Below are 23,892 nucleotides of genomic sequence, written 5' to 3' on the forward strand. Positions count from 1 at the left end.
ACATGGCCTCGGCGGGGCCGCGGCGGTGCTGGCGCTGCTGCTGGCACTGACCGGCCTGCGGGCCGCCAGGCACGACGGCGGTCGGCCCCAGGCCGCCGACGAGCCCGCCCCGACACCGGTCGCCACCGCCGTCGCCAAGCCCGTCCCGTCCGAACCCACCTGCCAGGCGGTCGGCTGCGCGCACAAGGACCCCAAGACCACCGGCTGCGGCAAGGACGCCCGCACGCTCCAGACCCAGGTCGTCGGCAAGGTGGTCGTCTACCTCCGGTACAGCCGGACCTGCCAGGCCGCCTGGGCGGCGATCACCGAGGGCGAACCCAAGGACTACGCGGTCATCACCGACAGCACCGGGGAGAGCGAGACGGCGATGATCCACTGGGGCTACGACAACTACTCGCCCATGCTGAGCGCCGCGGACCCGGCGATCGGCTTCCAGGTGTGCGGCTACCAGCCGGCCGGGCACGACTGCACCTCGACTGTCAGCGACCTGGCCACCGTGGTGGCCTCCACGCCGATCCCGATCGGGCCCGCCTCACCGCCCCCGGGGGCCGGGGGCGGAGCGCCGACGGCCGGCGACCCGTCGGCGCCGAACCCGTCAGCGCCGAACCCGTCGTCGGACGCGCCCCAGGCGCCGGGCACGCCCCAGGCATCGGACGCGCCTCAGTCGAGGTAGCCGCGCAGCTGGGCGGCGTGGGCGTGCTCGCGCAGCTTGCCCAGCGTCTTGGACTCGATCTGCCGGATGCGCTCCCGCGTCACCCCGAACACCGCGCCGATCTCCTCCAGCGTGCGCGGACGCCCGTCGTCCAGCCCGTAGCGGAGCTGGACCACCTGGCGCTCCCGCTCCCCCAGGGTGGCCAGCACCGCGTCCAGGTGCTGGCGCAGCAGTAGGAAGGTCGCGGACTCGGCGGGCGAGGCGGCGTCGGCGTCCTCGATCAGGTCGCCGAGCGCGACGTCGTCCTCCTCACCGACCGGGGTGTGCAGCGAGATCGGCTCCTGGGCCAGCCGGAGCAGTTCGTGCACCCGCTCCTCGGTCAGCTCCAGGACGGCGGCGAGGTCGGCGGCGGTCGGTTCCAGGCCGCGCTCCTGGAGCAGCACGCGCTGGGCCCGTACGACCCGGTTGATCAGCTCGACCACGTGCACCGGCACCCGGATCGTCCGGGCCTGGTCGGCCAGCGCCCGGCTCATCCCCTGCCGGATCCACCAGGTCGCGTAGGTGGAGAACTTGTAGCCGCGGGCGTAGTCGAACTTCTCCACCGCCCGGATCAGGCCCAGGTTGCCCTCCTGGACCAGGTCCAGCAGGGTCAGCCCGCGGCCCACGTAGCGCTTGGCGATGGACACCACCAGGCGCAGGTTGGCCTCGATCAGGCGGCGCTTGGCGATCCGGCCCCGGACGACCAGGGTGTCCAGCTCGCGGGCCAGCGGGTCGGGCGGCGGGTCGCCGTTCAGCCGCTCCTCGGCGAACAGGCCGGCCTCGATCCGGCGGGCCAGCTCGACCTCCTCGGCGGCGGTGAGGAGTCGGATCCGGCCGATTTCGCGCAGGTACTGGCGCAGCAGGTCGGCGGCCGAGCCGCCGACCTCGGCGGGGCCGTCCTGGGCGTCTGGCCCGGGCCCGGGCCCGGTTCCAGGGTCGGTCCCGGGTCCGGATTCGGGTCCGGTTTCCGGATCGGGGCTGTCGGGGTGCCCCTCCGGCAGGCCCTGGGCGGGCACCCGCGCGCCGTACGGGGGTGCGGCCACGGCCCGGCCGTGGTCCGTCTCCTGCTCCCCGGTCGGCCGTCCGGCGGGGCGTGCTCGTCCGGTGGCGGTGGTCGCTGCGGCAAGGCCTCGGTCCACGGGCATCCCCTCGGGGCGGGCGCGACTCTGGCGGACCCGCGCTGTACGGAGGTGGGACGCCTTCCAGTGTGCGGTACGCCACGCTCCGTGGCCGATACTCGTGCGCCGACTTTCTGCGCGACCGCCGGTGCCCCGGGCAGGCCCTACAGCGCCGCGGCGCCCCGGCTGCGGAGCTGCTGCCCGTACTGCTGGAGCTGCCACAGCTCGGTCTGCACCGCGTGCTGCTGCTCGGCGTCGGCCCGGTGGCCCAGCCTCTGGAGGTAGCCGCGGACCTCGGCGATCCGCCGGTCCACGGCCAGCAGGCGCAGCTTGACCAGGAACTCCCCCGCGTAGACCGTGTCCGCCTTGCGGCGCGAGCGCACCGGCTCGACGGTCAGCTCGGTCACCAGCGAGCGCACCTGGTCGTCCGGCGCCGCCTCGCGCACCGCGCTGGTGAAGTCGGGCAGGGTCGCCCCGTACGCGGCGCCGCCGGCCTTGGCGATGGCCTGCCGCACGGCGGTGTACGGCGGGGTCGGGAACTCGTCGTCGCCGTAGTGGTCGAAGGCCGGGCTGACCAGGTCCGGGTGCTGGAGCGCCAGCTTGAGCAGCTCGCGCTCGACGAACTGGGCCGGGTCGCGCGGGTTGAGCCGGAAGGCGGGCTGGGCCGGGCGCAGCGGCTGGACCGGCTCGGGGCGGCGCTGCTGGGCGCCGCGCGGGTTCTGCTGGCGCTCGCGGTCCCAGCGGGCCAGCTGGGAGACCCGGCGGACCACGAAGGGCTCGTCCAGGATCCCGAGCATGCCGGCCAGGCGGACGGCGTACTCGTGCTGGATCGAGCGGTCCTTGATCTTGGCGACGATCGGGGCCGCCTCCTCCAAAGCCGCCGAGCGCCCCTCCGGGGTGTCCACCCGGTGCCGGGCCACCACCGAGTTCAGCGCGAACTCGAACAGCGGGACCGGGTTGTCGATCAGCTGCTTGACCGCCTCGTCGCCCTGGGCCAGGCGCAGCTCGCAGGGGTCCATACCGCCCGGGCTGACGGCGATGGAGGTCTTGGCGGCGAACTTCTGGTCGTCCTCGAAGGCCCGCAGGGCGGCCTTCTGGCCGGCCGCGTCGCCGTCGAAGGTGAAGACGGTCTCGCCCCGGTACTGCGAGGTGTCCATCAGCAGCCGGCGGATGATCTTGATGTGGTCCTCGGCGAAGGCGGTGCCGCAGGTGGCGACCGCCGAGGTGACCCCGGCCAGGTGGCAGGCCATCACATCGGTGTAGCCCTCGACCACCACCGCGCGGCCCGACCTGGCGATCTCCTTCTTCGCCAGGTCGATGCCGTACAGCACGTGGGACTTCTTGTAGATCGGCGTCTCGGGGGTGTTGAGGTACTTCGGGCCGTTGTCGTCCTCGCGCAGGCGGCGGGCGCCGAAGCCGACCACCTCGCCCGCGATGTCCCGGATCGGCCAGACCAGCCGGCCCCGGAAGCGGTCGATCAGGCCGCCGCGCTGGCCCTGCGAGGCCAGCCCGCCGAGCAGGATCTCCTTGTCGGTGAAGCCCTTGCCGCGCAGGAAGCGCACCAGGTGCTCCCAGCCCGCGGGGGCGTAGCCGACGCCGAAGGTCCTGGCGGCCTCCTCGTCGAAGCCGCGCTCGGCCAGGAAGCGGCGGCCGATCTCCGCCTCCGGCGAGGCCAGCTGCTCCTGGTAGTAGGCGGCGGCCACCTTGTGCGCCTCGACCAGGCGGGTGCGCTCGCCCTGCTGGTGGCGGGGGCTGTAGCCGCCCTCCTCGTAGCGCAGGGTGATGCCCGCCTGGGCGGCCATCCGCTCGACGGCCTCGGCGAAGGTGAAGTGCTCGATCTTCATCAGGAAGGCGATGGTGTCGCCGTTCTCCTGGCAGCCGAAGCAGTGGAAGACGCCCTTGGAGGGGTTGACGTAGAACGAGGCGGACTTCTCGTCGTGGAAGGGACAGACGCCCTTGTACTCGCCGCCGCCACCGTTGGTCAGCTGTACGTAGTCGCCGACCACCGCGTCGATCGGCAGTGCGCTGCGCACCGCCTGTACGTCTTCGTCCCTGATCCGCCCGGCCACCCCGGAAGTCTACTGGGGTGGCCGGGGTTTCGAGCCGCGGCGGCCGGGGCGGCGGTGGCGGCGGAGGCAGACCCTAGGCCCAGGCGGCGCCGACGAGTCTGGCGTGGAGGGCGAGGGCCGAGGCGTCCGTGAGGGTGGCGATCTGGTCGATGACCGTGCGCAGGGCGGCGCGGTCGTCCTCGGCCTCCCGGTACATCGCGGCGAAGACCGGGTCCAGGCCCTCCGGGGCGCGCTGGGTGAGGACGTACGCCAGCTCGGCGATCACGACCCGCTGGCGGGCCCGCAGCTGGGCCTGCTCGTCGCGCTGCATGACGTAGCGGACGGCGACCGCCTTGAGCACCGCGCACTCCAGCCGGACGTCCCTCGGCACCACCAGCTCGGCGGCGTAGCGGCTGAGCCGGCCCGGGCCGTAGCGGGCGCGGGTGGCCTGCTCGGCGGCCAGGCAGAAGCGGCCGATCAGCTGGCTGGTGAGGTCCTTGAGCCCGGCCCGGGCGCGCGCCGTACCGTCGTAGGCGCGCGGCCACCAGTCCTTGGCGAGCAGCCGGTCCAGGGCGGCGGCCAGTTCCTCCGGCTCGGCGTCCCGGGCGTAGCGCTCGGCGACCTTGAACAGTTCGGCGCGCTCGCTCGGGGCGCGCAGCGCGGCCGGGTCGATGTGGCCGGCCTGGAGGCCGTCCTCGACGTCGTGGGTGGAGTAGGCCACGTCGTCGGACCAGTCCATCACGGTGGCCTCGAAGCACTTGCGCCTGGGCGGGGAGCCGGCCCGCAGCCAGCGGAAGACCGGCAGGTCGTCGGCGTAGACGCCGTACTTGGGCGAGGCCGGGTCGGTGGGGTGGGCGCCCTTGCTCCACGGGTACTTGGTGGCGGCGTCCAGGGCGGCGCGGGTCAGGTTGAGCCCGACGCTGCGGCCGGGCCAGGGGGCGAGCCGGGCGGCGGGCTGGTCCTCCAGCGGCGCGAAGCGCTTGGGTTCGAGCCGGGTGAGGATGCGCAGCGACTGGGCGTTGCCCTCGAAGCCGCCGCAGGCCTCGGCGGCCTGGTCGAGGGCCTCCTCGCCGGTGTGGCCGAAGGGCGGGTGGCCGATGTCGTGGGCCAGGCAGCCGGCCTCCACGAGGTCCGGGTCGCAGCCCAGGGCCGCACCCAACTCGCGCCCGACCTGGGCGCATTCGAGCGAGTGGGTGAGCCGGGTGCGCGGGAAGTCGCTGCGCATCGGGGCGACCACCTGGGTGGTGCCGGCCAGCCGGCGCAGCGCCGCCGAGTGCAGCACCCGGGCGCGGTCGCGCTGGAACGCCGTACGGCCGGGGCGCTTGTCCGGTTCGGGGACCCAGCGGGCCTCGGCGGCGTGGTCGTACGGGATCGGGGCGGCGAGGCGGTGCGTGGTGTCATCCATATGACCCTCACGGTACGCCGCGCCCCCGACACGCGGGGTGTGCCGCGCGCGAAGGGGTGCGGGCCGGGGCGTGAACCGTGGGAGGCGCGCCGGTGTCCGCCCGCGCGAATCGTTCTTACCCGGACGGCCCAGTCCTTTCGGCACCCCTCCGGGGCCCGGCCCACTCGGCCCCCGGCCCCTGAGCGGCTCAGCCCTTGACGGCCTTCAGCACGACGGCGGCCACCGCCTCCTGCCCCTTGGCGTTGGGGTGGACCGGCGCCAGCCCCCGGGCCGGAAGGGGCGGCTCGACCCAGCGGGCGTCCTCGCCCGCGCACATGTCGTGCCCGGCCGACGGGCCGGCGACGTCCACGAACACCGCCCCTGCGGCCTCCGCGCGCTGCTTGAGCATCCCGTTGAGCTCGCGCTCCTTCTCGGCGAGGAAGCCGAGGTCCGCCGCCGCGATCGTCGACCCGAGCACCGGCCGGCAGCTCGCCGGGTCGCCCGGGAGCAGCGTCGGGTAGCCGACCACGTAGACCCGGGCCTGCGGGGAGCGCCGCCGGATCTCCTGGAGCGCCTTGCCGATCTGCTGCCCGGCCGCGTCCACCCGGGCCTGGAGCTGGTCGGTGCCGCCGGAGGAGTAGTGCGTGCGGCAGGGCGCGTCCGCCTGGCCGTTGCCGACCAGCCCCTTGACCGCGTCCACCAGGTTGTCCTTGGCGCACTCGGTGATGACCTGCGTGAAGCCCGCGTCGTTGCCACCGATCCCGAGGGTGACCAGCCGGGTGGCCTGGGTCAGCGCGTCCAGCTGGGCCGGGTTGGCGCCGCCCTCGGTCTGCTGCGGGCCCGTCAGGTCCCCGGTGCGGGCGCCGGTGCAGCTGACGTCCCGGAAGTCCCCGGGCGCCAGGTCGAGCCCCCTGGCCACCAGCGCCGGGTAGTTGGCCCCGGAGCGGGAGCAGCCGCTCGGCTCGCCGACCTGCGGGGCGATCTTGAGCCCGGCGGTGTACGAGTCGCCGAGCGCCACGTACGGGCCGGCGGGCGTCGGGGTGGGGGTCGGCGTCGGACCGGCACCGCTCGGGGCGTGCTCGGGCAGCGCGCCCGCGAAGCCCTGCCCCGACCCGCCCGAACCGCCCCCTCCGCTGCACCCGGCCAGCAGCAGGGCGGCCAGGCCGGCCGTCAGCGCGACGGCCGGACGTGTGGTCCTCGACATGGCGTCCCCCGGGTAGGAGTCACGGGCAGCTCCGTACGGCGACCCGTCCCCCGGGCACCGTGGGCCCGCCTCGAAGACGGGCCCACGGGCCAACGAACGGGCACCGCCGGATGACTCCCGCCGCGCCGGATCCGCCGCACCCCGCAACCGCCCCTCGCCGGGGCCGCTCGGCGCCGGGACTACTCCGCGTCGCGTTCGTGCTCGGCCAGGAACTGCTCGAAGCGCCGCCCCAGCTCGTCCGCCGAGGGCAGCTCGACCGGCTCGGCGAGCAGGCTCTCCCGGTCCTCCGCGCCCGCCACGGCGTCGTACTGGCCCTCCATGCCGCGGATCGCCGAGCGCAGCTCGCCGTCCCCGTGGGCCAGCTGCTCCTCGATGTCGGCGTAGACCTCGGCGACCCGCTCGCGCAGCCGCGTGCCGGGCAGCACCAGGCCGGTGGCGGACTGCACCGCCTCCAGGATCGTCACGGCGGCGGCCGGGTAGGCCGAGCGGGCCACGTAGTGCGGCACGTGCACGGCGAAGCCCAGCACGTCGTGCCCGGCCTCGGACAGGCGGTACTCAAGCAACGCCTGGGCGCTGCCCGGGACCTGCGCCTGCTCGAACCACTGCGGGTACCCCGCCGCGAGGTCGAGCCGGCTGCCGTGCGGCGTCAGGCCGACCGGGCGGGTGTGCGGCACGCCCATCGGGATGCCGTGGAAGTCCAGGCAGAGCCGGACCTCGAAGCGCTCGACCAACTCGCGGACGGCGCGCGCGAAACGCTCCCACTCGACGTCCGGCTCCGGGCCGGTGAGCAGCAGGAACGGCACCCCGGCGGCGTCCCGGACGAGCTGGAGCAGGATCTCCGGCGGGTCGTAGGACGTCCAGCGGTCGCGGTCGAAGACCATCGCCGGGCGGCGGGCCCGGTAGTCGACCAGCCGGTCGTGGTCGAAACGGGCCACCACCTGCGGCGAACCGGTCTCCAGCAGGTGGGCCACCACCTGGCCGCCGGCCTCCCCGGCGTCCATGAAGCCCTCGAAGTGGTGGAGCATCACCAGGCCGGCGCCGGTGTCGCGCAGTTCCGCGGTGGCCGCGGCCACCGCCGCCACACCCCGCTGATCCAGCTCGTACAACGCCTGGAAGTCACGCACCGCGCACCCAACCCCGTTCCCTGCTCGTCCCGATCCGACCGGCTTCTCGTCCTCTCCAGCGTGCCGGGCGGCGCCGGAATTCCCGCCGCGGCGGAAGGCCGTGCGGAAGGTCCTGCGGAGGGCCGTGCGGAGGGCCGTGCGGAAGGCCGTGCGGAAGGCCGTGCGGAAGTCCCTGGGAAAGGCCCTGGGAAAGGCTCGCCCGGCGGCCTCCGCCGATCGCTCCGGACCATGATCGCACCCGGGGTGAAAGCCCCTGGTCACGGGTGTTCGACAGGCCCGTCCGGGGTGTGTCGCGACGGCCCGGGCGGCCATTCGCGCGCCGCGAAGTGACGCACCGCCTTCTGGCGGGTATCGTCCTCTCGCTGCCTCGCATCGTCGCGTCGTCGTCACGTCGTCCGTAACGCCGTCGACCACGTCCCGGCCCGGTGTTCGGCCAGCCACCCACGACGCATCTTGCCTTCACCTGGCCGCCTGCTTCCCTTCGCGCACTCGTTTCCTTCTCGGCCATTTCGCGGACGCACACTGTCCCCTCGCTCTTCCCGCCGGACCGGTCCGAGGACCCGTGCCGTTCCGGCAACCGCGCCGCCCGTTCCGGGCCGCCGCCCCCGCCCCGCCCGACCGGATCCTCCGGCGTGCACGGGTACCCGGAGGACGGAGCCCGGACCGGGGCGAACCCAGTCACCGCACCCCGTGCCGCACCCCGGCGCGGGAGGCACCCTACGACCGATGAAGGACCGAAGGTTCCGTGCCAGCACCTGTCATCCTCACCGGCCGCACCGTGCGGCTGGAGCCCCTTGCCGCGCACCATGCCGAGGCCATCGCCGAGGCCGGCGCCGAGGACCGTACGACCTACGCGTTCACCCCCGTCCCGCACGGTCTGGAGGCGGCCCGCGACTACATCGCCCGGGCCCTCTCCGACCAGGCCGCGGGCCGGTCGATGCCGTTCGCGACGGTGAACGTCGCCGACGGCCGGGTGGTCGGCTCCACCCGGTTCCTGGAACTCGACTACTGGCGGGGCCCACTGGTGTGGCCGCCGGCGCCCGGGAAGCCGTTCGGCGACCCGGCCACCGCCGTGCCGGACGCCGCCGAGATCGGCAACACCTGGCTCTCGCCGCGCGCCCAGGGCACCGGCATCAACACCGAGGCCAAGCTGCTGATGCTGCGGCACGCCTTCGAGACCTGGGGCGTGCAGCGGATCTCGCTGCGCGCCGACGCCCGCAACCTGCGCTCGCGCGCCGCGATCGAGCGGCTCGGCGCGACCTCCGAGGGCGTCCGCCGGGCGCACTCGCGCGGGCTGGACGGCGTGGTGCGCTCGACGGCGTTCTACTCGATCCTGGACGACGAGTGGCCCGCCGTCCGGGACATCATCGAGCTGCGGATCGCCGCCGCCACCTCGCCGAGCGCCCCGGATCCGGCGATCAACCAGGAGTGCCTTAGACACGGCGGCAGCGGCCCCGGGCAGCTGATGATCCCGGCCTGAGTCACGGGCCGTAGCCCTCCGCCGCCAGGCGGAGGGCCCGTGCGAGGGCCTGCGGGTCCGGAGCGCCCTTGTACCGGTCGGGGTGCACCTCGGCCAGCGCCGAGACCGGCCGCCAGCCGCCGCCCCGCACCGGGGCGACCCGGACGCTCCAGATCTCGAAGCCGGTCCAGCCTCGGTGCAGGTGCAGCACGCCCTCGGCGGTGTAGGACTCCCACCGCTGCTCCGTCTCCAGGGGGCGCAGCCCCTCCTGGATCCGTCGCCACTGCGGCTCCGCCCACACCACGTCCGGCACCGGACACGGGCGGGGCAGCAGCATGGGCTTCAGGTGGCCGGGCCGATCCACCGGGGCCGGCCGGACGCGCCCCGGAACGGGGTACGCCCAGTCGGGCAGCAGTTCGCGGGCGGCCACCCAGTCCGCGGGGATGCCGTGCACACCGGTGTGCGCCGCGACCACTCCCCCGGTGATCGCGGCCACGGTGTCCATGTCGCCGCCGGCCGCGATCGCCTCCCACACGGCGGCCGGGTAGTCGGTCAGCCGACGCGCGGCGCACCACAGGGCGTACGGGACGGTGTCCACGGCCGAGGTCCGGCTGCCGTTGCCGAGCACCCGGGCGGCGACCAGCGGGTCCGGTTCGGCGAGCAGGCGGATCGCCTCGGTCAGGCCGTCGTGGACGGCGCCGCGCGGGGTGAGCTCGGCGACCGCGGCCAGGAAGGTGTTCGGGGTCATGGCCTCGGTCCGCGCCCGGACCGCGTACGCCGCAGCCACCGCCACCGCGATCGCGCCGTCCACCGCCTGCGGGTGGGTGTGGGTGATCACGGCGGTGTCGGCTGCGGGCCGGACCACGGCGGCCGGGTCCTCGGCGTACGCGGCCCCGAGCGGGGCGACCCGCATCGCGGCGCCGTTGCCGTAGGAGCCCTGGCCGTCGAAGAGTTCGGCGGCCAGCACCCTGGCGTCGCCGCCCTCGCGGACCAGCCGGAGCATCCGGTTGGCGGCCGGGCCGTAGCCGCGGTCGAAGTCGTGGCGGCGGGCGAAGGCGTGGGTGAGGTCGAAGGTGTCGATCGCGCCGCGCTCGGTGTGGGCGGTGTACACCGAGCAGGCCATCTCGGTGTCGTCGGTCCACGGCCAGGGGCCGGGCGGGTCGGTGCGGGAGGCGAGGTGGGCCCGGGCGGTGGCCGGGACGAAGAACTGGGCGCCGAGGGCGTCGCCCACCGAGAGGCCGATGAGCGCGTCGAACGCCGGGCCGGGGGGTGTGGTCGTCATATGCCTCCGAGCCCATCCGCCCGGCCGCCTCCGCGTCAAGCCCTTTTGCGTCAACCTCCTGGCCCCGACGCCCCCGACGAGGGATGTTTCGCATACCCCCGATCGGGGCGGGCAGCACCCGGGGTATGACCCGCGCGAACCCGCTCGACCCCGTCGTCCTGCTCGGTGCCGACCAGCAGCACATCGTCACCCGTTCGCAGCTGCGCCGGCTCGGGGTGCCCTCCGGCACCATCGCGCACCGGCTGCGCCCCGGCGGGCCCTGGCAGCAGGTGCTGCCCCGGGTGATCTGCCTGCAGAGCGGACGGTTGACGAACCATCAGAGACTGCGCGCCGCACTGGCGTACGCGGGACCGAAGGGGCGGGAGCCGCGGCCCGGGGAGGTGCTGCTGACCGGGTTGGCGGTGCTGGCGGACGCCGGGCTGCCGAGCGCCGGGCACCCGGCCGACCTCACCGAGGTGGACGTCCTGATCCCGGCCGGGCGCCGGGTCGGCGACCGGGAGTTCGTCCGGGTCCACCGGTCGGGCGGGGCGATGCCCGGCGGCTTCGAGCGGGGCGACGGACTGTGGAGCGCGACGGTCGCCCGGGCCCTGGCGGACCTCGCGCCGAGGGAGACCGGGCAGCGCCGCTTCCGGGCGCTGTGTGCCGAGGCCGTGCAGCGGCGGCGCTGCGAACTCGGCGAGCTGCTCGACCAGTTGCTGGCCCGGCCGGGCGCGCTGGCGCTGCCGCAGGTGGCCCGGGTGGTGGAGGACCTGACCGCCGGGGTGCGCTCGGTGGTGGAGGCCGAGGCCCGCGAACTGCTCGCCCACGCGGGCCTGCCCGAGCCGCTGTGGAACCCGGTGCTCTTCCTGGACGGCCGCTTCCTCGCCGTTCCGGACGCCTACTGGCCGCACGCCTGCGTGGCCCTGGAGATCGACTCCCGCGCCTGGCACCTGCGCCCGGCCGACCACGAACGCGGCCTGGCCCGCGCCAACCGCCTCACCGCCGCCGGCCTCCCGGTGGTCCACGCCACGCCCGTCCAGCTCCGCCGCGATCCGGCCCCCGTCCTGCACGAGCTGACCGCCCTGGTCACCACCGGCCCCCACGGCCCGCACGACCGCATCAGCTGGCGCCGGGCGCGGTGAGGGCGCCGGTGGCCGCTCAGCCCCTGGGCGAGCGCCTTCCCGGCCACGGCGATCCGTTGTCGGGGCCTCTCCTCGACGACCTGGAGCGACTGCTCGTTCGACGGGGTGAACTCACCTGCGGTTCAGGCGTGTCGGGCGCCCGCCGCCTCCGCAGCGGCGACCATCCGCTGGAGTTCGGCGAGGTGGGCGGCGAGCACCGCCCGGCCCTCGCGGGTGGCGGCGAGCCAGGTGCGCGGGCGCTTGCCGACGTAGCCCTTCCGCACCGCGACGTACCCGGCCTCCTCAAGGGCGGTGGCGGCCTTGCTGAGGACGGAGTCGGAGACCTCGCAGTGGTCCCGGACGGCGCCGAACTCGGCCTCCCGGCAGGCGCCGAGGAAGGCCAGCACGGTCAGCCGGGTGGGGTGCTGGAGCAGCGGGTCGAGGGCGGCGGCCATCAGCCACCGTCCCGCAGGCGTCGGATGCGGCGGTTGAGCGCGCTGTTCGCCGCCCAGAAGACCGCTCCCCCGACGACCCCGCCGGCCGCCGCGATCCACTGCGGGCCGCCCCCCGCCCACCAGGCGAGCGCCATGGTGCCCAGCATCGCCGCCAGCACCGAGAGGACGGTGAGCAGCACCGGGACGGCCATGCCGGACGGCGCCTCGCGCTGGATGACACCGCCGCCACGCATCCCGGCCAGCCCGATCAGGCCGCACAGCGCGCCCCAGACGCCGCCGAGGATGCCGATCAGCCAGACCTGGCCGGCGGCGACGGCCTGGCCGGTGGCGATCCCGAAGGCGGCGAAGCCGGCCGCGACCACCGGCCCGTACCAGCCGGGCACGGGGCGCGGCCGACGGGCGGCCGCGCCGGCGCGGTCGGCCAGGCGCAGCGCCTCCGCGGCGGACAGCGGCATGCGAGCGGAGTCACTCATGGAATCCCCCTCGGAGAGGTGACGGTGACTCCACCGTGACACACTCTTTCCGAATTGGAAAGTACTTTCCGCGAACGGGCGGCTCAGCAGCGCGGGTCGATCTCCTGGAAGGTGGCGTAGTGGTCCCCGGACCAGTACTGCTCACCGGAGTTGCCGGTGACGACCCGGCGGGTGCCGCGGTCGTTGGAGCCGGGGGTGACCACGGTGAACTCGTGGTAGTAGCCGTCGGTCTTCCTGGGGAGGCGGCTCTCGCGGTTCTCGAAGACGATGCCGTCGCGGTTGTAGGGGTAGGGGCCGCCCTTGGCGATCAGGCCGAGGGTGTCCTGGGCCTGGCTGGGGAGCTTGCTGCGGCAGACGTCGGCCATCGCGGGGTCGGCGGGCACCCAGGTGCCGCTCGGGGCGGGGGTGCCGCCGGCCGGCGGGGAGGGCTTGGGGGCCGAGGGCTTGGGGGCCGAGGAACCCGTCGCCGCGGTGGCGGTGGCGCTCGCGGCGGCCTTGGGGTGGCTGCCACCGCCCTTGCCGGCGAGCAGGTACCCGATGCCCGCGACGAGGGCCAGGATCAGGACGGCCACGACGACGAGCGGGTTTTTGCGTCTGGTCATGGGCTCCAGCCTGACAGGCGCCGGGGCTGCGGCCGACCAGCTACACACGTGGCCGACGCCACACGAACGTACGGCCGGGCGGGAACGGACGCCATTGTCCGTTCCCGCCCGGCCGTGTCACGTACGCCGGTTCTCCTGCGCCGAGCTCCGGTGTACGCCCTCCCGACGGGAGGGTGAGCGGTCAGTCCTACCCGCGCGTGAGGAGGGGATGCCTACCCCGCTCAGCGCGAGTCGCTGCCCGCCGACTCGATGGCGGCGCGGCCGGCCTCCAGGCGCGCCACCGGGATCCGGAAGGGGGAGCAGGAGACGTAGTCCAGCCCCACCTCGTGGAAGAAGTGGACCGAGTCCGGGTCGCCGCCGTGCTCGCCGCAGACGCCGAGCTTGAGGTCGGGGCGGGTGGCCCGGCCGGCCTCGACGGCGTGCCTGACCAGCGAGCCGACGCCGTCGCGGTCGATGGTCTCGAACGGGGAGACCCCGAAGATGCCCTTCTCCAGGTAGGCGGTGAAGAACGAGGCCTCCACGTCGTCCCGGGAGAAGCCCCAGACCGTCTGGGTCAGGTCGTTGGTGCCGAAGGAGAAGAACTCGGCGGCCTCGGCGATCTGGCCGGCGGTCACCGCGGCGCGCGGCAGCTCGATCATGGTGCCGAGCTTGATGTCCAGCTTCACGCCGGTGGACTGGGCGACCTCGGCGAGCACCCGCTCGCACTCGTCGCGGACCAGCTCCAGCTCCTGGACGGTGCCGACCAGCGGGATCATCACCTCGGGGCGGGGGTCCCCGCCGGCCAGCTTGCGCTCGGCGGCGGCCTCGGCGATGGCCCGGACCTGCATGCCGAACAGCCCGGGGATGACCAGGCCGAGGCGCACGCCGCGCAGGCCCAGCATCGGGTTCTGCTCGTGCAGCTTGTGCACCGCCTGGAGCAGCCGCAGGTCGTTCTCGTTCGGGTCCTTGCGGGCCTCGGCGAGGGCGACGCGCACCGACAGCTCGGTGATGTCCGGCAGGAACTCGTGCAGCGGCGGGTCGAGCAGGCGGACGGTGACGGGCAGGCCGTCCATCGCCTGGAAGAGCTCCAGGAAGTCGCCCTTCTGCAGCGGCAGCAGGGTGGTGAGCGCGAGCTCGCGGTCCTTGTCGTTGTCCGCGAGGATCAGGTGCTCGACCTCCTTGCGGCGCTCCTCGCCGAGGAACATGTGCTCGGTGCGGCACAGGCCGATGCCCTGGGCGCCGTAGCGGCGGGCGCGCGAGCCGTCCTCGGCGTTGTCGGCGTTGGCGCGCACGGCCAGCCGGCGACGGCCGTCGGCGTGCGACATCAGCCGGTGCACGGCCTGGACCAGGCCGCCCTGGACGTCGGCGCCGGCGTGCAGGGTGCCCTCGAAGTACTCGACCACGGGGGACGGCAGGACGGGGACCTCACCGAGGTAGACCTTGCCGGTGGCACCGTCGATCGAGACGATGTCGCCCTCCTCGACCACCAGGCCGTCGGCGGTGGTGAAGCGGCGGGACTTGGTGTCGACCTCCAGCTCCTCGGCGCCGCAGACGCAGGTCTTGCCCATGCCGCGGGCGACCACGGCGGCGTGCGAGGTCTTGCCGCCGCGCGAGGTGAGGATGCCCTCGGCGGCGATCATGCCGTCCAGGTCGTCCGGGTTGGTCTCGCGGCGGACCAGGATGACCTGCTCACCGGAGCGGGACCACTTGACGGCGGTGTAGGAGTCGAAGACGACCTTGCCGATCGCGGCGCCCGGCGAGGCGGCCAGGCCCCAGGCGATCTGCCTGGACTCGGCGGTCGGGGCGAAGCGCGGGAACATCAGCTGGGCCAGCTGGCCGCCGGTGACCCGCATCAGGGCCTCGTCCAGGTCGATCAGGCCCTGGTCGACCAGCTGGACGGCGATCCGGAAGGCGGCCGCGGCGGTGCGCTTGCCGACGCGGGTCTGCAGCATCCAGAGCTTGCCGCGCTCGATGGTGAACTCGATGTCGCAGAGGTCGCGGTAGTGGTTCTCAAGCTTCTGCATGATCGCCATGAGCTCGTCGTACGACTTCTTGTCGAGCTTCTCCAGCTCGGCCAGCGGCAGGGTGTTGCGGATGCCGGCGACGACGTCCTCGCCCTGGGCGTTGGACAGGTAGTCGCCGTAGACGCCCTGGGTGCCGGTGGAGGGGTCGCGGGTGAAGGCGACGCCGGTGCCGGAGTCCTCGCCGAGGTTGCCGAAGACCATGGTGCAGACGTTGACCGCGGTGCCGAGGTCGTTCGGGATGCGCTCCTGGCGGCGGTAGAGCCGGGCGCGGTCGCCGTTCCAGGAGTGGAAGACCGCGTGGATCGCGAGGTCCATCTGCTCCCGCGGCTCCTGCGGGAAGGGCCGGCCGGTCTCGCGCTCGACGATGCCCTTGAACACCTCGACCAGTTCGCGGAGGTCGGCGGCGTCCAGGTCCAGGTCGTTGACGGTGCCCTTGGCGTGCTTGGCCTCGTCCAGGGCCTCCTCGAACAGCTCGCCGTCGACGCCCAGCACGGTCTTGCCGAACATCTGGACCAGGCGGCGGTAGGAGTCCCAGGCGAAGCGCTCGTTGCCGGACTGCGCGGCGAGGCCGACCACCGAGGCGTCGGAGAGGCCGATGTTGAGGACGGTGTCCATCATGCCGGGCATGGAGAACTTGGCGCCCGAGCGTACGGAGACCAGGAGCGGGTTGTCGGCCTGGCCGAGCTTCTTGCCCATCTCCTGTTCGAGGGCGTCCAGGTGGGCGCTGATCTCCTGGTGCAGCGAGGACGGCTCGCTACCGGTCTCCAGGAAGACCTTGCAGGCCTCGGTGGTGATGGTGAACCCCGGAGGGACGGGGAGGCCCAGGTTGGTCATCTCGGCCAGGTTCGCGCCCTTGCCGCCAAGAAGATCCTTGAGGTCCTTGTTTCCTTCGGTGAAGGAGTAAACAAACTTCTGCTGGGACGGCACGGGTCGGTCTCCTCGTACGCGGTTGCCCTGACGCCGGAGAACATACCCATTTCGAAGGCACTTCTCTGCCCTGAATAGGCCACACGAGGCCGGTACCGAGCGGTAACCCGATAGATCGAATGCACATAAAGGCGTTCACCTCTGTTGGTGAAATCGTCCGCCTGACGCGAGCCCGTGTTCAACTCTTGAAGGCGACGGCCCTCGAAGATCGCCCGATTCGGACGCTGGGTAGCGACCGCGGGACCGTCGCGTTGCCCCGGCTTGATTTCCTGCACCCGGATCGGGCGATCGGCACCCGATCGACTTCGGGAAGCGATTCACAGCCGACCTGTCCATTTCGTCCACTGGCCGGCCATCAGCCTCCACCGTATGTGGCAAGCGTCACCAGCGCATCCCACGGGCCGGACGCGGCCCGCCCCGACCGAACGTCGCAATCCGTCCACACTCGACTTCACAGTGTGACAGTCGAGCGCCAAAAAGGAGCCCTCCTGTCCAGGATGGACAAGAGGGCCAGGACCGGGTGGCGATCGGGCCCCCAGGGCCTATTTCGCCACTATGGCCAGATCATCCGCCAGAGGTGTCCGATTCGGCGTCCACACCCGGCCGGGCGCAGTCGTACGGATCGTCCAACCAGCCCTCCGGCAGGACCACCCGGTTGTTGCCGCTGGTGCGCCCGCGCGGGCCGTCCGCGCCGACCGGCCAGGCCTGGGTCTGCTCGACCTGGTCGAGGGTTTCGGCCAGCTCGGCCAGCGAGGAGGAGCTCGCCAGCTTCACCCGCAGCTCGGAGCCGACCGAGAAGCCCTTGGTGTACCAGGCGACGTGCTTGCGGAAGTCGATCACCCCGCGCGCCTCGTCCCCCAGCCACTCGCCGAGCAGCTGCGCGTGGCGCACCATCGCCCGGGCCACGTAGCCGAAGTCGGGGCGGGCGTAGTCGACGTCGCCCTCGAAGATCGAGACCAGGTCCCGGAACAGCCACGGCCGGCCCAGGCAGCCGCGGCCCACCACGACGCCGTCGCAGCCGGTCTCGCGCACCATCCGCAGCGCGTCGTCGGCCGACCAGATGTCCCCGTTGCCCAGCACCGGGACGTGCGCCGGAACGGACTCGCGCAGCCGGGCGATCGCCGACCAGTCGGCCGTCCCGCCGTAGTGCTGGGCGGCGGTGCGCCCGTGCAGCGCGATCGCCGCCACGCCCTCCTCGGCGCCGATCCGGCCGGCGTCCAGGTAGGTGAGGTGGTCGTCGTCGATGCCCTTGCGCATCTTCATGGTCACCGGCAGGTCGCCCGCGTTGGCCACCGCCTCGCGCAGGATCTCGCGCAGCAGGTTGCGCTTGTACGGCAGCGCCGAGCCGCCGCCCTTGCGGGTGACCTTGGGGACGGGACAGCCGAAGTTGAGGTCGATGTGGTCGGCCAGGCCCTCCTCGGAGATCATCCGGGCGGCCTTGCCGACGGTCACCGGGTCCACCCCGTACAGCTGGATCGAACGCGGCTTCTCGCTCGGATCGAACTTGATCAGCTGCATGGTCTTGGCGTTGCGCTCGACCAGCGCCCGGGTGGTGATCATCTCCGAGACGTACAGCCCCTTGCCGCCGCTCTGCTCGCGGCAGAGGGTGCGGAAGGGCGCGTTGGTGATGCCGGCCATCGGCGCCAGCACGACGGGCGGCCACACCCGGATCGGGCCGATGTCCAGCGGCGCGAACTCGGTCTCGGGCGCGGTGGGTGCGGGCGTGGCTGTCATGCGCGGCTGACCTCGGGTAGGGGGACGGGACTCTCCATTGTCCCCCACCCGGGTGAGCGGCTTTCGGCTCGGCCGGAACGGCCCCGCGGAGGGGCCCCTCCCCGCCGCCCCGCTAGGACGACGGGCCGATGTCGAGCGAGCCCGAGGTGACCTCGGCGCGGATGGTGTCCGGGCTGCTGGAGTCCGCCAGCACCGGGTCGATCCGGCCGCTGCCGCTGCCGACGTCGGTGGAGAAGGCGTAGCGGCTGTCCTTCGGCACGGCCATGATCACCGAGCCGGAGGTGGCCCGGACGTCCACCGTGTGCGGTGCCTTGGCGAAGGACAGCTCCACCGCGCCCGAGGTGGCCCGCGTGGTCACCCGCGGGGCGCTCAGGTTGCTGCCCCGCACCTGCCCGGAGGTGGCCTGCGCCCACACCTCCCCCGAGGTGTCCACCAGCGACAGCTCTCCGGAGGTCAGCTGGAGCCGCACGCTCCCGCTCAGGCCCTCCACGGAGACCGAACCGGAGCTCACCGACCCGGTCACCTCGGCCGCGGCCGGCACCTCCAGCTCGATCTCGGCGCCGCAGCCGAAGTCGGCGAACGGCAGCACCTGTCGGCAGCGCATCCCGACGGTGAGCACGCCGTCGGCGAAGGTGGTCGACACCACCGGCTTGCGCATCATCCAGTCCAGCCGCTCGCGCACCGCCACATGGCCCTCCCGGCCCGCGCGCAACCGCACCGAGGCGCTGCCGGTCTCCAGCTCGACCCGGTGGACCGCGACGTCGTACGCCCTGGCCGAGCTGGTCTGCTGCTGCACCATCAGCGACCAGGTCTGCAACCCCGCGACGAGCATGACCAGGACGACCGCGAGCGTCCCGGTGACCCGCCAGGCCTTCGCCCCGCCCATGGCTACCCGACCTCCAGGAACCGCAGCACCGCCATCACCCGGCGGTGGCTGTCGTCGGCCGGGGGGAGGTCGAGCTTGGTGAAGATCGAGTTGATGTGCTTGGCCACCGCGCTGTCGCTGACCACCAGGGAGGCCGCGATAGCCGCGTTGGAACGGCCCTCCGCCATCAGGGACAGCACGTCCCGCTCGCGCGGGGTCAGCTTCTCCAGCGGGTCCCGGTGGCGGCGCACCAGCAGCTGGGCCACCACCTCCGGGTCCAGCGCGGTGCCGCCCTCGGCGACTCGCTGGAGCGCGTCCACGAAATCGTCCACATTGGCCACCCGCTGCTTGAGCAGGTAGCCGACGCCGCTGGTGTTGGTGGCCAGCAGGTCGGCGGCGTAGCGCTCCTCGACGAACTGGGAGAGCAGCAGCACGGCGACCTCCGGCCACTGCCGCCGGATGATCATCGCGGCCTTGACGCCCTCGTCGTGGAAGCCCGGAGGCATCCGGACGTCCGCGACCACCACGTCCGGGTGGTGCTCCTCGACGGCGGACAGCAGCTCCTCGGCGTCCCCGACGGCGGCCACGACCTCGAAGCCCACCGCCTCCAGGACCTTGACCAGGCCGACCCTCAGCAGGACCGAGTCCTCGGCGATCACAGCGCGCACGGCAACTCCACGGTGATGGTGGTGGGGCCCCCGAGGGGGCTGAGAACGGACAGCGTGCCGTCGACCGAGGCGGCGCGCTTGCGCAGACCGGTGAGCCCGGTGCCGCGCGAGGCGTCCGCGCCGCCCACACCGTCGTCGCCGATGACCAGGCGCAGCCGGCCGCCGACCGTCCGCACCGACACGTCGCAGCTCTTGGCGCGGGCGTGCTTGGCGACGTTGGTGAGCGCCTCGGAGACGGTGAAGTAGGCGACCGCCTCGACGGTCGGGGCGATCGGCTCGGACAGCTCGACGTCCAGGCGCACCGGCAGCGGGGCGCGGGCGGCGATGCCGGACAGCGCGGCGTCCAGGCCGCGGTCCTCCAGGACGGCCGGGTGCAGACCGCGGACCAGGTCGCGCAGCTCGTCGATGGCCGCCTGGGCCTCCTCGTGCGCCTCCACGATCACCTGCATCGCCTCGGGCGACACGTCCTTGAGGGTGCGCCGGGCCAGGCCCAGGTTCATCGCCAGGGAGGTGAGGCGCTGCTGGGCACCGTCGTGCAGGTCGCGCTCGATCCGGCGGCGCTCGGCGTCCACCGCGTCGACCAGGCCGGCCCGGCTCTCGGCGATCTCCTCGACCCGCTGCTCCAGCCGCTCCGCCCGGTTGGGGCCGAGCAGCAGCCGTGCCGCCCACACCTCCAGCCAGGCCATCAGCGCCGCCAGCCACGGGGACACGACCGCCAGCAGCAGGCCGCTGACCGTGAACGACACCATGGCGGGCCAGTTCCCGCGCAGGTCGACGGTCGGCGGCATCAGCCAGATCCAGCCGTACACCGTGGTCAGCACCAGGGCCGCGCCCCACACGTACGCCATCGCCAGCGCGCCCAGCGCGAGCAGTGGGCCGACCACCAGGTGGTAGGCGGCCTGACGCCAGGTCAGGACCAGGCGCAGCCGGCCCAGCAGCCGGCTCGGGGAGTCCCCGGGGCGCGGGGGCGGCGGCACCTCGACCCCGTACAGGGCGCGCAGCCGGCCGCGCTGGACGGCGGTCAGCGGGCGGGTGCAGCACAGCAGGATCGCGAGGACGGGGAGGAGCAGCCTGGTATCGGTGACGGCCAGCCAGACCGGCAGGGCCATGGGTATTCCGGCGCCCGTGAAACGGGTATCCCGCCAGGCCTCGGCCGACCACGGAGGTCGCCGCAGGCTCCTGACGAGTGCTCGGCGCAACGTGGTGGAGGGCATGCCGGACAGCGTAGGGGCCGGTGATCAACGGCCACCATGAAGGGGGGTTCCGTCTGGGGGTGTATCTAGCTACACCCCTGATTCGGTGTGGGGCACCACCGACAGCGACCCCCTCGCGGCGGAAGGCTTGGGAGCATGACGAGCACCGCATCGCACTCCGCCACTCCGCCGCACGGGCGGCCCGTCCCCGGGGACCACGGGGGTGTTCCCGGGGGCGCGCTCCGCCCGGCGCCGGGGCCGGAGGGGACGCTGCCGGCCGGGGCCGGGCCCTGGTCGGTCCGCAGCGTCGGGTCCGGCCGCGGCCGGGCCGCACTGGAGCTGTACCAGCACGGCGAGCTGACGGACGTCCTGGTCACGTCCCGGCTCATGCCGCAGCTGGTGCGCGGCGCCCGGCGCAGCCCGTCCGCCGGGCGGGGCTGGCACGTGCTCGTCTGGGGCCGGCTGGCGGCGGACGGCGCGGCGCCCTCGGTGGTGTTCACCGGCGGGCGGCGGCTGTTCCGTTCGGTCCGCGCGGCCGCCGCGGCCGACGTGGTCACGGTGGCCGGGCGGTTCTGGCTCGCCGCGGCCGCCGGCCCGTTCGACACGGTGCTGGTCGAGCACCCGTCGGGCGGGCCGGCCGAACGGCTGCCGCTGGAGCGGGTGCGGGAGCGCCGGGTCACGCCGCCGGCCGGGGGTGCGGCATGAGCACCGCCGTCCTCTCCTCCGCCGTGCCCGCGTTCGTCCTGCCCGAGCGGTTCCGGAAGGTGCCCGCCCTGGCCGCCGTCGCGCTGCTGCCCTGGCTGGCCGTCCTGGCCGTCAGCCACGAGACCTCGTGGGTGGTGCTGGACATGGCGGAGTTCGCCGCCCTGCTCTCGCTGGACGCGCTGCTGCGCCGGCGCAGTGCCGCCGCCCTGTGGGCGGGCGGGGCGGTGGCCCTGCTGCTCGCCGGGGACGCCCTGGTCGACATCACCTTCGCCGGCCCGGGGCACGCGGTGCTCGCCGCCCTGGTGATGGCGTTCTGCATCGAGCTGCCGCTCGCGGCGGTCTGCCTGCTGCTCGGGCGGCAGGCCGCCGCGATACCGGGCTAGCCCGTCGGCAGCCGGTCCATCAGCGCCCGGGTCTCCTCGTCCAGCGGCGTGTAGCTGATCATGCGGGTGCCGAGGCGGGGGCCGAGCCAGAAGTTGGTGTACTCGCAGCGCAGCAGGCCGACGCCCGGCACCTGGAAGCGCTTGATCCCGTTGCCCGGCCACATCACCTCGTGCCGCTGCCAGACCTCCTCGAAGTCCGGTGACGCCTTGCGCAGCCGGGCCAGCAGTGCCTTCCAGGCCGGTTCCGCGCTGTGGTCCGCCATCGCGGAACGGAACCGGGCCACCATGCCGAGGCGCTCCGTGCGGTAGTCGACCAGCACCTCGCGGAAGTGCGAGGCGTTGAACGCCAGCCACATCAGGTTCCGGTCCTCGGGCGCCAGTTGGTCCAGGTCGCCGATGATCGCGGCGTACTGCGGGTTGTACGCCAGGATCTCGTAGCGGGAGTTGACCACCACGGCCGGGTACGGCGCCAGTTGTTCCAGCACCAGGCGCACGCTCGGGGTCACCGAGGGGGACTCCGTCACCGGCGCCGGGTCCTCCGCGCCGGCCAGGGTGAACAGGTGCGCCCGCTCGCTCGGGTCCATGAGCAGCGCCCGGGCCACCGCGTCCAGCACCTGGACGGACACCTGGATGTCCCGCCCCTGCTCCAACCACGTGTACCAGGTCACCCCGACCGCGGCGAGCTGCGCCACCTCCTCCCGGCGCAGGCCGGGCGTACGGCGGCGGCCGGTCATCGGCAGGCCCACCTGATCGGGCGCGATGCGCTCGCGGCGGCTGCGCAGGAACGCCGCCAGGTCGTGCCGGCGGGCTTCGTCGGGGGTGCTGCAGCGCTGCCCGGCGGAGGCGGGGCGGGCTTGTGCCGTGGAGGTGGCGAGGCTCATGCTCCCAGCATGCGGCAGCCCGCAGCCTGTTGCCAGGTACTTCTTATACCTGGATAACCACACTCTGGTACCAGGCTGAGGGGCGGCGGATCGTGGGATCCGTGACCCAACAACTCGCCGTCGCCCCCACCCCGATCCGAACCGCCGCCCCCACCGCTCCAGCCGCTCCCCGCACCCCCTCCCTCGGCACCGCCGGGCTGGTCACCGTGCTGCTCGGGGCCTTCCTGCCGATGCTCGACTTCTTCATCGTCAACGTCGCCCTGCCCACCATCGACCGGGACCTGGCGGCCGGACCGGCCGTCCTGGAGCTCGTCGCCGCCGGCTACGGCATCGCCTTCGCCGTCCTGCTCGTCCTCGGCGGGCGGCTCGGCGACATCTTCGGCCGCCGCCGGCTCTTCGTCGCCGGGGCCGCCGCCTTCGCCCTCACCTCGCTGGCCTGCGGCCTCGCCCCCGGCGCGTGGTCCCTGGTCGCCGCCCGGGCCGCCCAGGGCGCCTCGGCCGCGCTGCTGATCCCGCAGGTGCTCGGCACCATCACCGCCGCCACCGACGGCGCCCGGCGCGGCCGGGCGCTCAGCATCTACGGCGCGGTCGGCGGGATCTCCGTGGTGATCGGCCAGGTGCTCGGCGGAATGCTGGTCGCCGCCGACCTGTTCGGCACCGGCTGGCGCTCGATCTTCCTGCTGAACGTCCCGTTCGCCCTGCTCGCCGTGGTGCTGGCCGTCCGGTACGTCCCGGAGAGCCGGGCCGCCCGGGCCGCCCGGGTGGACGTGCCCGGCACCGTACTGCTCACCGCCACGCTGCTGGCACTGCTCATCCCGCTGATGGAGGGCCACGCGGCCGGCTGGCCGCTCTGGTCCTGGGCGCTGCTGGCGCTGTTCCCGGTGCTGGCCGTCACCTTCGCCCTGGTCGAGCGGCGCGCCGAGCGGCGCGGGGACACCCCGCTGGTGCCGCCGACCCTGCTGCGGATCCCCGAGATGCGGCGCGGCCTCGGCATCGCGCTCCCCTACTTCGCGGGCTTCGGCGGCTTCATGTTCGTCATCGCCGTCGCCCTCCAGCAGGGCCTGCGGCTCGGCGTGGTCGCGGCCGGCTGGGCACTGGTTCCGATGGCTGTCGGCTACTTCGCCGCCTCGCTGTCCAGCCCGCGGCTGATCGGCCGCTGGGGCAGCCGGGTGCTCAGCGCCGGTGCCGCCGTCCAGGCCGTCGGGCTCGCCGCCATCGCGCTGACCGTCCTCGCCGACTCGGCCCACTTCTCCGCGCTGCGGATGGCCCCCGGTGTCGCCCTCGCGGGCATCGGGCAGGGCCTGATCGGCACCCCGCTGTTCCGGGTCGTCCTCTCCAAGGTGCCCGCCGCCCGGGCCGGCGTCGGCAGCGGCGTCCTCGCCACCAGCCAGCAGGCCAGCCTGGCCCTCGGCGTCGCCACCCTCGGCACCCTGTACCTGTCGGTCTCCCCCGGTCTCGGCATGGGCCGCGCGCTCGCCCTGTGCCTGGGCATCCAGATGGTGGGCTCCTTCACCATCCTGTACCTGACCACCCGCCTTCCCCGCTCCATCGGCTGAGCCCCGGCCCCACGGGGCACCACGGCGAACGGCCTCG

At 73.9% G+C, this 23,892-nt stretch carries 21 protein-coding genes; 6 read left to right on the forward strand and 15 right to left on the reverse strand.

All coding sequences use genetic code 11. The annotated features are described in order from the left end of the window. On the forward strand, nt 1-673 hold a 673-nt coding region (locus RZ50_RS13580; RefSeq protein WP_217680530.1), incomplete at its 5' end, for a DUF2690 domain-containing protein. Here the strand turns inward: RZ50_RS13580 and RZ50_RS13585 are convergent. The 5 genes from RZ50_RS13585 to RZ50_RS13605 all read right to left on the reverse strand — a co-directional run bounded on the left by RZ50_RS13585 (nt 661) and on the right by RZ50_RS13605 (nt 7,569). Then, on the reverse strand, nt 661-1,836 hold the full coding sequence (locus tag RZ50_RS13585; RefSeq protein ID WP_196948525.1) for an RNA polymerase sigma factor: 1,176 nt from the start codon (nt 1,834-1,836) through the stop codon (nt 661-663). The genes RZ50_RS13580 and RZ50_RS13585 overlap by 13 nt on opposite strands. Before the next feature lie 137 nt (nt 1,837-1,973). Continuing rightward, complete coding sequence (dnaG, locus tag RZ50_RS13590; protein WP_196948526.1) at nt 1,974-3,878, reverse strand: DNA primase; 1,905 nt, start codon at nt 3,876-3,878, stop codon at nt 1,974-1,976. Between the two features lie 73 nt (nt 3,879-3,951). Then, nucleotides 3,952-5,262, reverse strand: a complete 1,311-nt coding sequence (locus RZ50_RS13595; protein ID WP_196948527.1) for a deoxyguanosinetriphosphate triphosphohydrolase — start codon at nt 5,260-5,262, stop codon at nt 3,952-3,954. 187 nt (nt 5,263-5,449) lie between these two features. Beyond that, complete coding sequence (locus tag RZ50_RS13600) at nt 5,450-6,445, reverse strand: SGNH/GDSL hydrolase family protein (RefSeq protein WP_196948528.1); 996 nt, start codon at nt 6,443-6,445, stop codon at nt 5,450-5,452. A gap of 179 nt (nt 6,446-6,624) precedes the next feature. Beyond that, nucleotides 6,625-7,569 carry a PAC2 family protein gene (locus RZ50_RS13605; RefSeq protein ID WP_196948529.1) on the reverse strand — a complete coding sequence of 315 codons (945 nt, stop codon included), beginning with the start codon at nt 7,567-7,569 and terminating at the stop codon, nt 6,625-6,627. Nucleotides 7,570-8,314: 745 nt separating this feature from the next. Here RZ50_RS13605 and RZ50_RS13610 point away from each other — a divergent pair. After that, nucleotides 8,315-9,049, forward strand: a complete 735-nt coding sequence (locus RZ50_RS13610; RefSeq protein WP_196948530.1) for a GNAT family N-acetyltransferase — start codon at nt 8,315-8,317, stop codon at nt 9,047-9,049. A gap of 1 nt (nt 9,050) precedes the next feature. Here RZ50_RS13610 and RZ50_RS13615 read toward each other — a convergent pair whose 3' ends face one another. After that, on the reverse strand, nt 9,051-10,310 hold the full coding sequence (locus RZ50_RS13615; protein WP_196948531.1) for an ADP-ribosylglycohydrolase family protein: 1,260 nt from the start codon (nt 10,308-10,310) through the stop codon (nt 9,051-9,053). 125 nt (nt 10,311-10,435) lie between these two features. Here RZ50_RS13615 and RZ50_RS13620 point away from each other — a divergent pair, with 125 nt between their 5' ends. After that, complete coding sequence (locus RZ50_RS13620) at nt 10,436-11,431, forward strand: hypothetical protein (RefSeq protein ID WP_196948532.1); 996 nt, start codon at nt 10,436-10,438, stop codon at nt 11,429-11,431. A gap of 122 nt (nt 11,432-11,553) precedes the next feature. Here RZ50_RS13620 and RZ50_RS13625 read toward each other — a convergent pair whose 3' ends face one another. From RZ50_RS13625 to RZ50_RS13660, 8 genes are all read right to left on the reverse strand, one after another. Beyond that, nucleotides 11,554-11,865 (reverse strand): transcriptional regulator, encoded by a 312-nt coding sequence (locus tag RZ50_RS13625; RefSeq protein WP_196948533.1) that lies wholly within the window; start codon nt 11,863-11,865, stop codon nt 11,554-11,556. Next, a complete protein-coding gene (locus RZ50_RS13630) occupies nt 11,865-12,338 on the reverse strand; it encodes a hypothetical protein (RefSeq protein WP_196948534.1) in 474 nt (157 codons plus the stop codon). Before RZ50_RS13630 ends, RZ50_RS13625 begins: the two co-directional genes overlap by 1 nt. Nucleotides 12,339-12,421: 83 nt before the next feature. Further along, nucleotides 12,422-12,940 (reverse strand): ribonuclease, encoded by a 519-nt coding sequence (locus RZ50_RS13635; RefSeq protein WP_196948535.1) that lies wholly within the window; start codon nt 12,938-12,940, stop codon nt 12,422-12,424. Nucleotides 12,941-13,161: 221 nt separating this feature from the next. Then, nucleotides 13,162-15,870, reverse strand: coding sequence for a pyruvate, phosphate dikinase (gene ppdK / locus RZ50_RS13640; RefSeq protein WP_196948536.1), 2,709 nt, complete (start codon nt 15,868-15,870; stop codon nt 13,162-13,164). Between the two features lie 564 nt (nt 15,871-16,434). Then, nucleotides 16,435-17,604 (reverse strand): tRNA dihydrouridine synthase DusB, encoded by a 1,170-nt coding sequence (gene dusB / locus RZ50_RS13645; protein ID WP_196948537.1) that lies wholly within the window; start codon nt 17,602-17,604, stop codon nt 16,435-16,437. A gap of 112 nt (nt 17,605-17,716) precedes the next feature. After that, nucleotides 17,717-18,490 carry a DUF4097 family beta strand repeat-containing protein gene (locus RZ50_RS13650; protein ID WP_196948538.1) on the reverse strand — a complete coding sequence of 258 codons (774 nt, stop codon included), beginning with the start codon at nt 18,488-18,490 and terminating at the stop codon, nt 17,717-17,719. A 2-nt stretch (nt 18,491-18,492) separates the two neighbouring features. Then, nucleotides 18,493-19,137 carry a response regulator transcription factor gene (locus RZ50_RS13655; protein ID WP_196948539.1) on the reverse strand — a complete coding sequence of 215 codons (645 nt, stop codon included), beginning with the start codon at nt 19,135-19,137 and terminating at the stop codon, nt 18,493-18,495. Then, nucleotides 19,125-20,246, reverse strand: a complete 1,122-nt coding sequence (locus RZ50_RS13660) for a sensor histidine kinase (protein ID WP_254802475.1) — start codon at nt 20,244-20,246, stop codon at nt 19,125-19,127. Before RZ50_RS13660 ends, RZ50_RS13655 begins: the two co-directional genes overlap by 13 nt. A gap of 240 nt (nt 20,247-20,486) precedes the next feature. Between RZ50_RS13660 and RZ50_RS13665 the strand changes: the two genes are divergently transcribed. Together RZ50_RS13665 and RZ50_RS13670 are read left to right on the forward strand one after the other, a co-directional pair. Then, the gene (locus RZ50_RS13665; RefSeq protein WP_217680532.1) at nt 20,487-21,035 is read left to right on the forward strand and encodes a hypothetical protein; all 549 of its coding nucleotides are present in this window, start codon (nt 20,487-20,489) and stop codon (nt 21,033-21,035) included. Then, entirely contained in the window at nt 21,032-21,418 is a 387-nt protein-coding gene (locus RZ50_RS13670; RefSeq protein ID WP_196951740.1) for a hypothetical protein, read from the forward strand. The genes RZ50_RS13665 and RZ50_RS13670 overlap by 4 nt, the downstream gene beginning before the upstream one ends. Here RZ50_RS13670 and RZ50_RS13675 read toward each other — a convergent pair. Next, the gene (locus RZ50_RS13675) at nt 21,415-22,299 is read right to left on the reverse strand and encodes a helix-turn-helix transcriptional regulator (RefSeq protein ID WP_196951739.1); all 885 of its coding nucleotides are present in this window, start codon (nt 22,297-22,299) and stop codon (nt 21,415-21,417) included. The two genes, RZ50_RS13670 and RZ50_RS13675, sit on opposite strands and share 4 nt — an antisense overlap. A 101-nt stretch (nt 22,300-22,400) precedes the next feature. On the opposite strand from RZ50_RS13675, the gene RZ50_RS13680 reads away from it, so the two are divergent. Further along, a complete protein-coding gene (locus tag RZ50_RS13680) occupies nt 22,401-23,855 on the forward strand; it encodes an MFS transporter (protein ID WP_374199916.1) in 1,455 nt (484 codons plus the stop codon). Nucleotides 23,856-23,892: the final 37 nt, after the last annotated feature.

Origin of the sequence: Kitasatospora sp. SUK 42 (assembly GCF_015776785.2) — a bacterium.
GTDB lineage: Bacteria > Actinomycetota > Actinomycetes > Streptomycetales > Streptomycetaceae > Kitasatospora.